We start from the raw sequence: 13,396 nt of genomic DNA, 5'->3' as shown, positions 1-13,396 counted from the left end.
TTGGGGGGTGTATAATTTTGTGTGATAAAACCACTGAGATGATAGATTTCGTTAGAAGCAGCTATAGACAGGATGTATATCCAGCTACTTATGAAATGGATGATATAAAAGAGGTTATGGTTCCCATGAGGGATGGGACTAAATTGAGGACAGTAATATGCTCTCCCAAAGGCGAGGGGTCATGGCCGGTTCTATTTGTGAGAACCCCTTATCCTATGTATGAATTTTTCAAAGCTCATGGAGAGGAATATGCTAAAAGAGGATTCATATATGTTTTTCAGTTCTGCCGGGGTACAGTAGGGTCAGAAGGTACATGGGAGCCGAATATCAATGAACCCAATGACGGTATTGATAGTGTGAATTGGTTGGCACAGCAAAGCTGGTGTGCATCAATAGGGATTCACGGTGTTTCCTACATGGCGTTGACGGGTTGGATAATTGCAGATAAATTGCCTGAAAAAGTTAAGGCTTTATATCTGTGTCACTATGGTGTTGACCGCTATCTATCTGCATATAAAGATGGTCTATTTAGACATGATATTTTAACAGGGTGGGCAATGACAAATGCAGGCAAGCATATCACCGACGATTTTAAAACAGATTATATAAAAGCATGCCTATATCGTCCTCATATAAAGGTGGATGAAGACTTATGGGGAATCAAATTAGGCTGGTACAGGGATTGGATTACCCATACTGACTATGACTGTGAGTACTGGCAAAGGGGATTTTGGGGTAAATTAAGAGAGATACCTGAAAAGATAAATATACCTATATGCATTGTCGGAGGTTGGTTTGATCATCATTTGGAGGGTACGGTTTTAGGTTATGAGAAATTAAGTAATGATACAAAAAAATACAGCAGATTAATCGTGGGAGGATGGGATCATGACTTTAAACCCTCTATTCCCGGACATAAAAGTAAGAGTGCATATTTTAATCTAAATTCAGATATGTTTAATTGGTTTGATAAAATTTTGAGGAAAAACATATTACCTGAACCGGAGATAAAAACCTACATAATTGGCGATGATATCTGGGGTCAGTGGGAGAGCTGGCCAATACAGCCTAATGCAATAAAAACTCTGTATTTAACCACCAATAGACATTCTGAATTTGATGCTTATGTTTTATCTCATGAAAAATCTGATGTTGCGAAAACAATAAAATACCAATATGATCCGCTGAATCCCGTGTTTACCAATGGGGGAGAGACAATCTTCGTGTCTGCTGAAAGAAGGGGAAGTTTACTACAGGAGAAGCCGGGATATAGAGACGATGTTATAAGTTTTGTATCCGATGTGCTGACTGAGGATATTCTGGTGGTTGGCAATATTAATGTCAAACTTTTTGTAAGCTCCGACTGCGAAGATACGTGTTTTACAGCTAAAATTATGGAAGTTTTTCCTAATGGGGATGCATATAATCTTAGAACCGGCATTACCACAATGGCTTATAGAAATAATTCACCAAAGAGAATATCATATGTGCCTGGAGATATAGAAGAGATAAACATTAAGACCCTACCTATTACCTGGAAGATTAGTGCAGGTTCAAGAATTCGCATAGATATTTCATCCTCCGATTTTCCTCAATATGCAATTCATTCCAATTACAAAGGTATATGGTCAACTCATGATAAGACTAAAATAGCTAATCAAATATTGCATACTGGTGGTAAATATGATTCTTCAATTCAATTGCCCATAATATAATATAAATACAGGATTTCGCTGTTATTATTTTGTTGACACAAAAATATGAATGTTATTTTCATTATTGGTTGCGCTTTGCAAGCATGATTGGTTGTAATAGCTTTGCTTAAAAGTAAATATTGATAATGAAAACTCCAGTTTGATATTGTTACCTATCAATATAACGCTCAAATATCGCTTAAATCATAATTCATGCTTTAGATTTTCAAAAGTCAAAGAGTATGTGTTTGAGTAATTACCCCAGACAGTAGCTCTTTGCTGAGATATTAATAGCCATGGTGATTATCATAATATTTCTACTACATGTAAGATTTCGTGCAGCACAACGAGATGAATTTAATAATTATATAAGGCTTTTCAACAATAATAAACAAATAATGGGAGGTTGAAGTATGCAAAGGGATATCAAAAAATTAATCTCACAGATGACTTTGGAAGAAAAGGCGGGTATGTGCTCAGGCTTGGATTTTTGGCATCTAAAAGGCGTTGAGCGCCTTGGCGTCCCGTCCATTATGGTGACTGATGGGCCTCATGGGCTTAGAAAACAGGAACAGAAAGGAGACCATGTTGGTATTCATGACAGCGTGCCGGCCACTTGCTTTCCTACGGCTGCAGGTTTGGCAAGCTCATGGAACCGTGAATTGGTGGAGAAGGTGGGCACCGCCTTGGGCGAAGAGTGTCAAGCGGAAGGAGTATCCGTTCTCCTTGGACCGGGAGCTAATATCAAGCGTTCTCCCCTTTGCGGCCGAAATTTTGAATACTTTTCAGAGGATCCGTATCTTTCTTCCGAAATGGCAGCCAGTCATATAAAAGGGGTGCAGAGCCAGGGAGTGGGCACTTCTCTTAAACACTTTGCCGCCAACAATCAGGAGCATCGCAGAATGAGCGTTGATGTCATAGTGGATGAGAGGACCCTGCGCGAGATCTACCTATCCAGCTTTGAAGGGGCAGTGAAAAAGGGTAAGCCCTGGACAGTCATGTGTTCATATAACAAAATAAACGGTGAATATGCGTCGGAGAATAAAAATCTGTTGACAGAAATATTGAGGGATGAATGGGGCTTTGAAGGTTTTGTGGTATCCGACTGGGGCGCTGTCAATGAACGGGTTAAGGGTTTGGAGGCAGGGCTTGACCTCGAGATGCCCTCCAGTTTTGGAGTAGGTGATGGCAAAATAGTAGAGGCTGTAAAAAATGGCATACTGCCTGAAGAGGTACTGGACAGAGCTGTTGAGAGAATACTCAATATCATTTTTAAAGTAGTGGATAACAGGAAAGAAAATGCTGCATATGATAAGCATGCCCATCATCAATTGGCCAGGGAAGTGGCAAGAGAGTGCATGGTACTCTTGAAAAACGAGGATAATATCCTGCCGCTTAAAAAACAGGGAACAGTTGCGATAATTGGCGAGTTTGCAAAACGGCCCAGGTATCAGGGCGGTGGAAGCTCCCATGTGAATCCCACAATACTGGATGATGTTTATGAGGAGATAAGGAAATCAGCAGGAGACAATGTTAATGTTACATATGCCCAGGGCTACAGTCTTGAAAAGGATGAAACGAATGAAGGGCTTTTGGAGGAAGCAAAGAAAGCGGCTGTGCAGGCAGATGTGGCTGTGATATTTGCAGGACTTCCTGATCATTATGAATCGGAAGGATATGATCGTCAGCACATGAGGATGCCGGAGAGCCACTGTGCCCTTATCGAGGCGATAGCGCAAGTACAGCCCAATGTGGTAGTAGTGCTCAGCAACGGTTCACCAATAGAGATGTCTTGGATTGACAAAGTAAAGGGAGTGCTGGAGGCTTACTTGGCAGGTCAAGCCATGGGCGGAGCTGTTGCTGATCTGCTGTTTGGAGACGCAAATCCCAGCGGCAAGCTGGCTGAGACCTTCCCTAAAGAATTAAGCCATAATCCTTCGTATTTGAATTTCCCAGGAGAAGGCGACAGGGTGGAATACAGGGAAGGCGCATTTGTGGGTTATAGGTACTATGACAAGAAGAACATAGAGCCACTGTTTCCCTTTGGATATGGGCTGAGCTATACTGCATTTGAATACAGCGACCTTAATATTAACAAGAAGGAAATGCTGGATACCGAAACGGTAACAGTCAGTGTAAAAGTTAAGAATATCGGCGACATGACAGGTAAAGAGGTGGTGCAGCTTTATGTAAGAGATGTGGAAAGCTCAGTTATAAGGCCGGAAAAAGAGCTGAAGGGATTTGAAAAGGTAGAGCTAAAGCCAGGCGAGGAGAAGACTGTGGTATTTGAGTTGGACAAGAGAGCCTTTGCCTATTACAATACAGATATAAAAGACTGGCATGTAGAGACCGGCGAGTTTGAGATTTTAATCGGAAAGTCATCGAGGGACATTGTCCTTAAAGAAAAAATAGTTGTAAAATCCACAGTTACTGTTAGGAAGCCGGTGCACAGGAATACGCTGATGGGCGACTTGCTTTCGGATCCAAATCTTGCCCCTGTAATCAAGGAATTTATGAGCAGAGCAACACAGGAAAATTCTGTAATTAGCGTGCCGCAGGATCAGGAAAAACCGATGGATCCAATTATGATGGCAATTATGAGATACACGCCGCTTCGCGCTATAGTTAACTTTAGCAGAGGTGCATTCACTGAGGAAAAGATGAATGAATTGATTCAAAAACTAAATGAAAAGCTCAATGGATAATGAGCAGTAAAAGATGGATGAGTAATCCTCTATTTGAGAGAGGGGATTACTCATTTTTTCGTTAATGTATTTACCTTCTCTAATAGGTAGTCGTAAATAAATACACAATTGTATTATGCTGATGTATAATATTTTAGCAAGATGGGTTTATTAGTAAATTTCATATAGAAAGACTCAAATGAGGATAAAGCAAAATGAAACCCAAAATCAAGAGAATATTTTCTGAAAATAATGATTTCCAACGCTTTGAAGTATTAAAAAGAAATAGGGAAAAGAGAGCAAAGTATAATGAGTTTTTTGTTGAGGGTGTAAAATCTATAAACTATGCTACTGAATACAATTGGAATATAAAATCCTTTATTTGCACAAGGGAACGACAGCTATCCCAATGGGCAAATAATATTTTAAAAAACTCCAAAGCCGAAACCCATTTTGAGTTAACATATAAATTAATGGAGATAGGCAGCGTAGAAAGGCTGTAATTTAAGGAATAGCAATTTATAATTAAAGTTCAGAATAAATGAAAATACTCAGTGCCTCACGGGGCAGGAAGTCTGATAAGCAGGAGAAAGGCTGAGGAAACCAACAGTCTTGAAGAATTTATGAATAGCTTAAAGAGCTTATAAATCAATGGGAATATACCATTACTTTTAACAGGTCAACACCGGATGAATAGGTTCCGGCTTGCAAACCTATGGATGAAATTTATAGACATTCATGATACCATGGAAATAGCAGATGTTATAAATCCTGCATATAATTTTGAAACAAGCGAGTGAAGACATGAAAAGTAAAAAATATTTTGTTGAAATCGAGGATAATAAGGTTGCCTATACTGTAGTTAAAACCAGGCGGAAAACGATAGGAATAACTGTTGATATGAATGGTGAGGTAAAGGTATCTGCTCCTTTGCGTATCAGTGAAAAACAGATTAGAGAAATAGTGCAGGAAAAGGCAGGCTGGATTATTAAAAAAGTAAATGAAGCCATAGAAAGGAATTCAAACATAGTACCCAGGCAATTTGTCAGCGGCGAAAAATTCCTGTATCTCGGTGAGGAATATACCCTTGAAGTGGTGGAAAAGGATTCGGGCAAGGCAAAAGTGCTTATGCAGGAAGATACCATGACAGTGTACATATCTCGGGGATTATCTGGGGAATCCAGGAAACAGGCAATAAAAGAAGCAATTATGAAATGGTACAGGCAGCGTTTTGCTGAAGTTGCTAAAGAAAGAATTGACAAGTATTCTTTGCAGCTCAAGGTAGCTCCGTGCAGGGTGATGATAAAAAATCAGAAAACCCGGTGGGGAAGTTGCAGTAAAAAGGGAAATATAAATTTAAACTGGAGATTGATTATGACACCTCTCCATGTAATTGATTACGTAGTTGTGCATGAACTGTGCCATCTGAAAGTTATGAACCACTCAAAGGACTTCTGGAGCCTTGTAGAGTCAATTCAGCCAAACTACAGCGAATGCCGGAAGTGGCTGAAAGTTAACGGAAGTAGACTTGGATTATAGTTTGTAGGTGAGTTTTTTACCATAATCAATAACCGCTGCTGGTATACCTTTTCAATGCTATCATCCAGATTTTACCACTTCAATCGGCCGAATTCAAACCGGTTTTATAGCGAAGACGCTACAATAAGAAAAACTAAAAAAATCGGAGCATGATTATGAAAATAGATTTTTACAGTTTAGGCGAAATAAGCAATGAAAAGTTCAATTTTGCAGTTATTTGCGCCGCTTACAAAGGTAAATGGATATTTGTGAGGCATAAGGACAGGAACACGTGGGAAATACCGGGTGGGCACAGGGAAGAGAAGGAAGATATTAATGTAACTGCATCAAGGGAGTTATTTGAGGAAACAGGTGCGGTAAAATACGAAGTTGATCCCATATGCGACTACTCTGTTACCATAAGTGGGACAACTACCTTCGGGAGATTGTTTTATGCAAAGGTTGCTGAAATAGGGCCTTTGCCGGAGAGTGAAATATGCGAAATTACTTTATTGACAGCGATGCCTGATAACCTTACCTATGCAGATATACAGCCAAAACTGCATAGTAAAGTGTTGGAATTTTTGAGCAGCAAGACATTAAGACTACTCGAAAAAGACAGAATAAGAAACATCAATATAATCAACTTCATAAAAAACTACCCTGTTCAAACTTTTGATGATGCTGGAGATTCAGTGCTCGTCAGAGGAAAAAGCGATGAGAATTGGGTTTACATAAGCAGCAACTCCAAAGAAGAGTTCCTTCAACTGATTGAGGGATTGGATGAAGAGGATAAATGCTTTGCAGTGCTTGAGGACTGGATGCTTCCATATATCGTGAAGGATAGGGAAATAAGGTCCAGGCTTACCAGCATGAAACTGGTTTATGATGAAAATATGCCATTGCCGCATATAATGTCCAATGTTGTTGATTTATCAATTGCTGACGCCCCATATATATACGAAAACTCCAAATATAAAGAGTATATATCCATTGAGTATATTGAAGACAGGATAAAAAACGGGATTGCTCTTGGAATTTATGAGGATGGGAAATTGGTGGCATGGGCTATCACCCATGATGATGGTGCCATAGGTTTCCTGAATGTCTTGTTAGAGTATAGAAGGAAAGGTTATGGGACGGATGTAACCGTTGCAATGATAAGAAGGTTGCTGCAAATTGGTGAGCTGCCCTTTGTGCATATCGAGGAAGATAATATAAAGTCTATGAATCTCGCATTAAAGGCAGGATTTAGGAAAGAAAGGCGAATACATTGGATTAAGCTTAAGTAGATTTAGCAAAAAATTGACTGGATATTTCGAAGGATTAATGATGGAGAACAAAGGCAAAAGATGGGGACAGGTTAAAGAAGAATCGTTATAGGCCCTTCGGGTAAGAGTAACATATAAACTTACAAGGAAGTGAGTGGTAAGCAAATGGATAATAAGAAATGGGATTTAGAGGCACTCCCTGAGGAGTTAAGAATTAAGGTGGAAAAGAGCAAATGGAAGCAGGTAACAATTGGCGAGTCCGGTGCGTACACTTATATGCTGTCAGATGAGTCGGGACAAAACAGGTATCTTAAAATAATGCCCAGGAAACTGAACTTGAGCATGGAAAGGGAGGTTGATCTTCTGAAATGGTTGGAAGGGAAGCTTCCGGTACCAAAGGTATTATTATTCATCCATGACAGCGAATATGAATATTTTCTGATGACTGAAGTTAAAGGAATCCATTCCTGCGCCCCTTCTTTTGAAAGCGATTTGCCTAAATTGGTTCGATTGTTGGCAAAAGGATTAAGAATGATACATAGTGTAGACATAAAAGACTGCCCTTTTGACCAGAGGTTGAGTATAAAGTTGAAAGAGGCTGAGTATAGAACGGTTAATGGGCTTGTGGACGAAGATGATTTTGACGACATCCGTAAAGGAAGGAAAGCCATTGACTTGTTTCAGGAGTTGATAGCTACAAAGCCTGCCGAGGAGGACCTTGTTTTTACCCATGGTGATTATTGCCTGCCTAATATTATAATAAATAACGGAGATATAGGCGGCTTTATTGACTGGGGCAGAGGAGGAATTGCCGACAGATACCAGGATATTGCCCTGGTTGCCAGAAGCCTGGCATATAATTTTGGTGAAAAATGGATTCCGCTTCTATTCAAGGAATACGGCATGGATAAAATAGATTACTCAAAAATAGAGTATTATAAATTATTGGATGAGTTCTTTTAAAGCATGGCAAATGCGAGCGATATAAAACAATGGACAAGGAGAGAGATGGTATGTTCAAGGAAATGAGGAGAAAAGACAGGAGTATTGATAACGAGCAGGCTGTTGATTTGCTGGAGAAAGGTAAATTCGGAGTGTTATCTACAGTGGGTGAAAATGGATATGCCTATGGGGTTCCGCTGAACTATGTATACAGTGAAGGAAAAATCTATTTTCATTGCGCCGGCGAAGGGTGTAAGCTCGATAACATCAAATTTAATAATAGGGTTTCCTTTTGTGTAGTGGGCAATACTGAACCAATACCTGAAAAGTTCAGCTATAAGTATGAAAGTGCGATTGCGTTTGGACGTGCAACAGAAGTGCATGATAAGGAAAAGGAGGACGCATTGATCGCACTCATTCAGAAGTATTCCAGCGAGTTTATGGAAAAGGGTATGGAATACATAAAGAAGGACAGCACCAAAGCAAAGGTCATTAAAATTGAAATTGAGCATTTGACGGGAAAGGCTAGGAAGTAATGGTTGAGAGTTCCCAGCTTGAGGATTAAAAGTTTAAATCAGCATTGACAACCTGGGAAACATATGAAATAATACCAAAAAAGTGAGTGTGCTTAAGCACTAATGTGTGAGCAGCACAGGGACCATGAAAGTCCTGCACGAATGGTTATAACCCTTCGGAGTCACTCTTGAGAGTAATTCTGCGGGGTTTTTATGTTTAAAATCAACCGGAGGATGCTCTGTGGGAAAATCTGTATTTTGTGGAAGGGTGAAAGAACGTTGTTAAAGCAAGCATTAAGCTCAATAAAAATCATTTTTATGAATGCGAAAATCCCCGCCGGCATTAAAATTTTGCAAAGCATATTGGCGGCGGTTTTGACTCCACTAAGTATATTTTTCACACAAAACCTCATAAACAGCATTGAATCATATGTGAAGGGAACCGCTGATATATGGCGCGTTGCCTTATTTATGTCTTTACTGCTTGTTTCGTTATTATTTGATGCCGGCAATGGATTTTTTGATAATATATTAAATATTTCATTAAAGAGAAATATAAATAAAAACCTCACTTCCACTGTTGTTGATAAATTTAGAAGACTGGAATATCAATGCTTTGAGGATAAAGAAGTAGCGGATACAATTAATCGGATGGGCGGCGCACCCCATGAAAAATCCTTAATATTTTTCTTACCACAATAAATATAATCACTCTGATAATTACAATATTGGGAACGACCATAATATTTGCTCAAGTGTCGGTAGGGTTTTCTTTGGCGTTCATACTAATACTCATGCTCATTTTGTGGTTGGACTTTAAAGCCATGGATATGATGAACACCCTGTTTAATTCACAATCAGAGCAAGAGCGCCGTTTAGAGTATTTAAGCGGCTTATTGAATTCAAAGACATCCCTGTTTGAGTTGAAAATATTCAGTGCGATTGATTACATATTGTCCAAATGGAAAAAACGAACAAAAAGGTGCTTGATGAGCGTGTAAAAACTACTATCCGTTCCCAGAAGTATTTTGCGATAAGTGCGTTGCTGATAATATTATAGGCTGGTTTCGTAGTCTTCTCCCTCATATGGTCAATTTATCATCAAGCTGTAAGCATTGGAATATTTGTGGCAGTGATTGGGTCTGCGGCAACGGTTTTGGGGTTGAGTGAAACATTGTCAAGGAATTTTTCAAGCTTATCCCAGCAATATTTAGAGATAAAACACTATCATACTTTCTTGTCATTGCCTGAAATTGACGAAAAAGAAAAATCCATTGATATTATTAAACCGCATATCGTATTTGACAATGTGCATTTCACATATCCAAAAACAAATAAAACCCGTCCTAAAAGGTGTGCCTTTTGAAATATCTCCCAGGCAGAGAGTTGCCATAGTTGGGGAAAATGGGGCCGGTAAGTCCACGATTATCAAACTGCTTTGCAAACTTTATAAGCCTGATAGCGGAAAAATCACAATAAACGGCATCAATTTGGACGATATACCATTCTCCCAATTAAAACGGATCTATAGTGTTGTTTTTCAGGATTACTCAAGCTATTCATTAACATTAAGAGAAAACATTGCTTTTGGAGATATTGATAAGCTAAAGGATGATAAAGCTATATTGGATGCTGTCAATAAAGGATTGGCGACAGAAGTGTTGAACAAGATGCCTAAAGGTATCGATACCAATTTAGGCAAGCTGGAAGACGACGGCGTTGATCTGTCCGGGGGGCAATGGCAGCGTGTGGCGATTGCGAGAGCGTGCGTTTCAGACAGTGCATTTGTAATCCTGGACGAACCTACCAGCGCACTGGACCCTGTTGTTGAAACGGAAATATTAAAGCAATTCATTGAAATAGCTAGGGATAAGACAGCTGTTATAATATCTCACAGGGTCGGTCTTTGCAAATTCGCCGACAAAATTATCGTAATGAAGGATGGGCAGATATGCGAAATCGGCACCCATGACAGCTTAATAAATAAGAATGGCGAATATAAAAGGTTATATACCTCACAGGAGCAATGGTACCGCTAAACATGAGCAATCATGCCTTGGGTAGGGTGCGGAAGTGGCAAAACCTTTTCTATGACAACAGGTTCCTTGCCACCACCGGAGTTGGAGGGATATTGTTACTTGCAGAACCTTATTCTGTTAAACTTAAAGTATCACGTCGGGCATTTAAAGCGTACCTATATTTCAAGATACGGGAATGAGAACATAGAATATAAAATATAAGAGAGAGATGAGGAAAAGTAGATGATTTTTCAGGTTCTTTAGTGTAAAATAATGATATTTGGTATGGATTTGAAGAAAAGCATGATATAAGTACTTAAGATAAGTATTTAAGGGTTTTATTATGGGAGGATTGTCAAATGAAAAGAATAAAACTGATTGCAGCTATAGCATTCCTTTTATGTGGGTTAATATTTGCAGCTTGGTACAAGCAGCCTAAGACACCTTTGGCCGCCCTGGAAAAAGGGTATATGGGCAAACAAGATAGCATACTTATGTATTGTGCACTCATTGAACAAGTCGACATAAATCAAAACAAAAGCTTGCTCTTTTATTATAATGGCAGAGGTAATGTGAACTGTGCAGTTGCGGAAAAGAAGATTGCCGGATATAGGATTGTTGATGTTAATGCAGAATTAGCACCTTACCACGAAGACCTGAGGGTAGGACTGTATGGCTCAACTTATGACAAAGGGAAAAAATGGGTTTACTTTGGAATCATCTATGATGATTCTGTAGATAAAGTGGTATGGAACAACATAGAAGGGGTAAGGTTCAGTTCATCAGATATGGACATGGTATATGCTGTTGGGGATGGAGATTTCAAAGGCAATGAATATCATATTTATGATGCTGATGGCAATGAACTGGAGCATCATAGATCATAGTTAAGAGCATCCTGTAATGGTAAATAAAATGTGAGGAAACTAAAGATGGCGAGATGGCGAAATAAAATTTTGTGAGGGAAGAAAATGGAAGATTATAATGTTGTAAAAGCTGATTTCAACGAAATATCGGAGCTTGATGAACCAAAATGGAATCACAATAATTGCTATTTCAATCAACTAATAAAGCTTATACCACATAATGCAGAAACTTGCCTTGACATCGGATGCGGCAAAGGGGAACTCTCCTTTATGCTGTCCCGGAAAGCTAAAAGGGTAATTGCAGTTGACCTTGCCGATAAGATGATTGAAAAGGCAAAGGCTTTGCATTCCAATAAGAATATTGAGTATATTTGCGGAAACATTCTCGACATGGGGTTTGAAGACAACAGCCTTGATGTAATTATATCAACGGCCACAGCACACCATCTGCCTTATGAATGGCTTTTGAATTTTGCCAAGGATAAGCTTAAAAAAGGCGGCAGACTCATTATATTGGACCTTGTGAAAGCAAAATCCTTAAGCGATTATATCATATGGGGAAGTGCCTTTCTCCCTAACATAATAATGAATTTATTAAAAAATGGCAGGCTTAATAAAGACGATGAGCATGCAAAAGAAGTTTGGGAAAGGCATGGCAGGCATGATACATATATGACGATGGATGAAATAAGGTCATTGGTAAACAAACATATCCCGACGGCAAAGGTTAAGCGTAAGCTTTTTTGGCGCTATTTGCTGGTTTGGCAAAAGTGACTTGTGTGAAATTTCTTCAAAGGATGTGGCCGCAGAATGGGCAATACCTCGTCTTCCTGAAGATCAAGCCAACTTGCTTGAAATGGCTAAAAAAGCCTATCTTGGAGAGTGCATTGATAAGTGGCAAGGCCTGGAAAAAGAGACCGCAGAACTCGCAAATAGCATGAAAAAGGCGATAGAAACTTGTCTTGAAAAAGGAATACAGTTTGAGAGAAATAATTGAGAATGCAGAGTTAAGAGAGGCATTACTAAAAGCTATAATCTGTCGGGAAGGAGGATTATATTAAAATGAAGGGAATATACCGTGCGCTGTTTGTTTTGCATATATTTGTGGGAATAGGAGCCCTGTTTGGCGGATCAGCCGCAATTATTTATCCTAAGGCGCCGCTGGGAATGCCGTTAGACCCATTGAAAAATACACCTTTTGATGATTACCTTATTCCTGGTATTATTCTGTTTACTGTAATTGGACTTGGGAATATCATCAGTGCTTTTACACTGCGGGCCAAATCAAAATTCCAGGGATATATAAGTAGTGTTTTTAGTTGGGCATTAGTCATATGGATTGTCGTTCAATGTGTAATGCTAAGGGCGGTTGCTTTTTTGCATGTCTTGTATTTTATTATTGGATTGCTTGGAGCTGGCCTATCAATTGTCCTTTTGTTTGAGCAGCGTTTATTTCCGGCCAATATAGCCCTAAATCTATATAAAAGCATAAAAGGTAAAAATATTAGTGAATGATTTAACAATTAATTGCTGATGACTTCAATAACAGTGAAATCATGCTCCCGTACTTTCACGGGTGGATAGGCTAAATGTCCGCGGCTGGCGTGCGTACGATTTAGCCTTTTTTATTTTCCTATATAAAATTGGTTTGAAACCAGCTGATTGAAATGGATGATTGTTGTTCCAAAAGGATTCAAGGCATACAGCAATCAATACATCCATTTTAGCTGAATTCATTCCTAAGCTATATAAGATGCATGGGCAGGTGGATGCGCCAGATGAATTCCACTATATGAAAGAAAAATCCAATTTGGAAGGCCGGAGAAATTGTCTTGGCCATCTAAAGCATTATGACTTAATGAATTATGTAGAATTGCTTCTCTGAACG

At 39.2% G+C, this 13,396-nt stretch carries 12 protein-coding genes and 1 pseudogene; all 13 read left to right on the top strand.

The features are described 5' to 3' along the window. Positions 1–17 precede the first annotated feature (17 nt). The 13 genes and pseudogenes from CDO33_RS10125 (at position 18) to CDO33_RS10065 (ending at position 13,023) form a co-directional block, all read left to right on the top strand. Positions 18–1,715 carry a CocE/NonD family hydrolase gene (locus tag CDO33_RS10125; RefSeq protein WP_103080765.1) on the top strand — a complete coding sequence of 566 codons (1,698 nt, stop codon included), beginning with the start codon at positions 18–20 and terminating at the stop codon, positions 1,713–1,715. A 392-nt stretch (positions 1,716–2,107) separates the two neighbouring features. Beyond that, the gene (locus CDO33_RS10120) at positions 2,108–4,399 is read left to right on the top strand and encodes a glycoside hydrolase family 3 C-terminal domain-containing protein (RefSeq protein ID WP_103080764.1); all 2,292 of its coding nucleotides are present in this window, start codon (positions 2,108–2,110) and stop codon (positions 4,397–4,399) included. Positions 4,400–4,593: 194 nt separating this feature from the next. Then, a complete protein-coding gene (locus tag CDO33_RS10115; protein ID WP_103080763.1) occupies positions 4,594–4,881 on the top strand; it encodes a hypothetical protein in 288 nt (95 codons plus the stop codon). A gap of 301 nt (positions 4,882–5,182) precedes the next feature. Further along, positions 5,183–5,917 (top strand): M48 family metallopeptidase, encoded by a 735-nt coding sequence (locus tag CDO33_RS10110; RefSeq protein ID WP_103080762.1) that lies wholly within the window; start codon positions 5,183–5,185, stop codon positions 5,915–5,917. Between the two features lie 155 nt (positions 5,918–6,072). Beyond that, entirely contained in the window at positions 6,073–7,188 is a 1,116-nt protein-coding gene (locus CDO33_RS10105) for a GNAT family N-acetyltransferase (protein WP_103080761.1), read from the top strand. A 144-nt stretch (positions 7,189–7,332) separates the two neighbouring features. Then, the gene (locus CDO33_RS10100) at positions 7,333–8,130 is read left to right on the top strand and encodes an APH(3') family aminoglycoside O-phosphotransferase (RefSeq protein ID WP_103080760.1); all 798 of its coding nucleotides are present in this window, start codon (positions 7,333–7,335) and stop codon (positions 8,128–8,130) included. Positions 8,131–8,180: 50 nt separating this feature from the next. Next, a complete protein-coding gene (locus CDO33_RS10095; RefSeq protein WP_103080759.1) occupies positions 8,181–8,645 on the top strand; it encodes a pyridoxamine 5'-phosphate oxidase family protein in 465 nt (154 codons plus the stop codon). 258 nt (positions 8,646–8,903) lie between these two features. After that, positions 8,904–9,326, top strand: a complete 423-nt coding sequence (locus CDO33_RS10090) for an ABC transporter ATP-binding protein (protein WP_103102785.1) — start codon at positions 8,904–8,906, stop codon at positions 9,324–9,326. A 653-nt stretch (positions 9,327–9,979) separates the two neighbouring features. After that, positions 9,980–10,663: an ABC transporter ATP-binding protein gene (locus CDO33_RS10085; protein ID WP_161496449.1), complete on the top strand. Its 684-nt coding sequence runs from the start codon at positions 9,980–9,982 to the stop codon at positions 10,661–10,663. Positions 10,664–11,001: 338 nt separating this feature from the next. Beyond that, the gene (locus CDO33_RS10080) at positions 11,002–11,529 is read left to right on the top strand and encodes a hypothetical protein (protein ID WP_103080756.1); all 528 of its coding nucleotides are present in this window, start codon (positions 11,002–11,004) and stop codon (positions 11,527–11,529) included. Between the two features lie 84 nt (positions 11,530–11,613). Continuing rightward, positions 11,614–12,282, top strand: a complete 669-nt coding sequence (locus CDO33_RS10075) for a class I SAM-dependent methyltransferase (RefSeq protein WP_103080755.1) — start codon at positions 11,614–11,616, stop codon at positions 12,280–12,282. Positions 12,283–12,289: 7 nt separating this feature from the next. Next, positions 12,290–12,505: pseudogene (locus CDO33_RS10070) on the top strand (aminoglycoside adenylyltransferase domain-containing protein); the annotation flags it as partial. Between the two features lie 65 nt (positions 12,506–12,570). After that, positions 12,571–13,023, top strand: coding sequence for a hypothetical protein (locus CDO33_RS10065; RefSeq protein ID WP_103080753.1), 453 nt, complete (start codon positions 12,571–12,573; stop codon positions 13,021–13,023). Positions 13,024–13,396 lie beyond the last annotated feature (373 nt).

This window comes from Clostridium thermosuccinogenes (assembly GCF_002896855.1).
Classification (GTDB): domain Bacteria; phylum Bacillota; class Clostridia; order Acetivibrionales; family DSM-5807; genus Pseudoclostridium; species Pseudoclostridium thermosuccinogenes.
This window is presented reverse-complemented; position numbering and strand designations above follow the sequence as displayed.

Bases quoted from the DNA above. Each gene is read 5' to 3' on its own strand.
- CDO33_RS10115 (WP_103080763.1), top strand. From the start codon at position 4,594: ATGAAACCCAAAATCAAGAGAATATTTTCTGAAAATAATGATTTCCAA.
- CDO33_RS10100 (WP_103080760.1), top strand. From the start codon at position 7,333: ATGGATAATAAGAAATGGGATTTAGAGGCACTCCCTGAGGAGTTAAGA.
- CDO33_RS10075 (WP_103080755.1), top strand. From the start codon at position 11,614: ATGGAAGATTATAATGTTGTAAAAGCTGATTTCAACGAAATATCGGAG.
- CDO33_RS10120 (WP_103080764.1), top strand. From the start codon at position 2,108: ATGCAAAGGGATATCAAAAAATTAATCTCACAGATGACTTTGGAAGAA.
- CDO33_RS10105 (WP_103080761.1), top strand. From the start codon at position 6,073: ATGAAAATAGATTTTTACAGTTTAGGCGAAATAAGCAATGAAAAGTTC.
- CDO33_RS10080 (WP_103080756.1), top strand. From the start codon at position 11,002: ATGAAAAGAATAAAACTGATTGCAGCTATAGCATTCCTTTTATGTGGG.
- CDO33_RS10065 (WP_103080753.1), top strand. From the start codon at position 12,571: ATGAAGGGAATATACCGTGCGCTGTTTGTTTTGCATATATTTGTGGGA.
- CDO33_RS10095 (WP_103080759.1), top strand. From the start codon at position 8,181: ATGTTCAAGGAAATGAGGAGAAAAGACAGGAGTATTGATAACGAGCAG.
- CDO33_RS10110 (WP_103080762.1), top strand. From the start codon at position 5,183: ATGAAAAGTAAAAAATATTTTGTTGAAATCGAGGATAATAAGGTTGCC.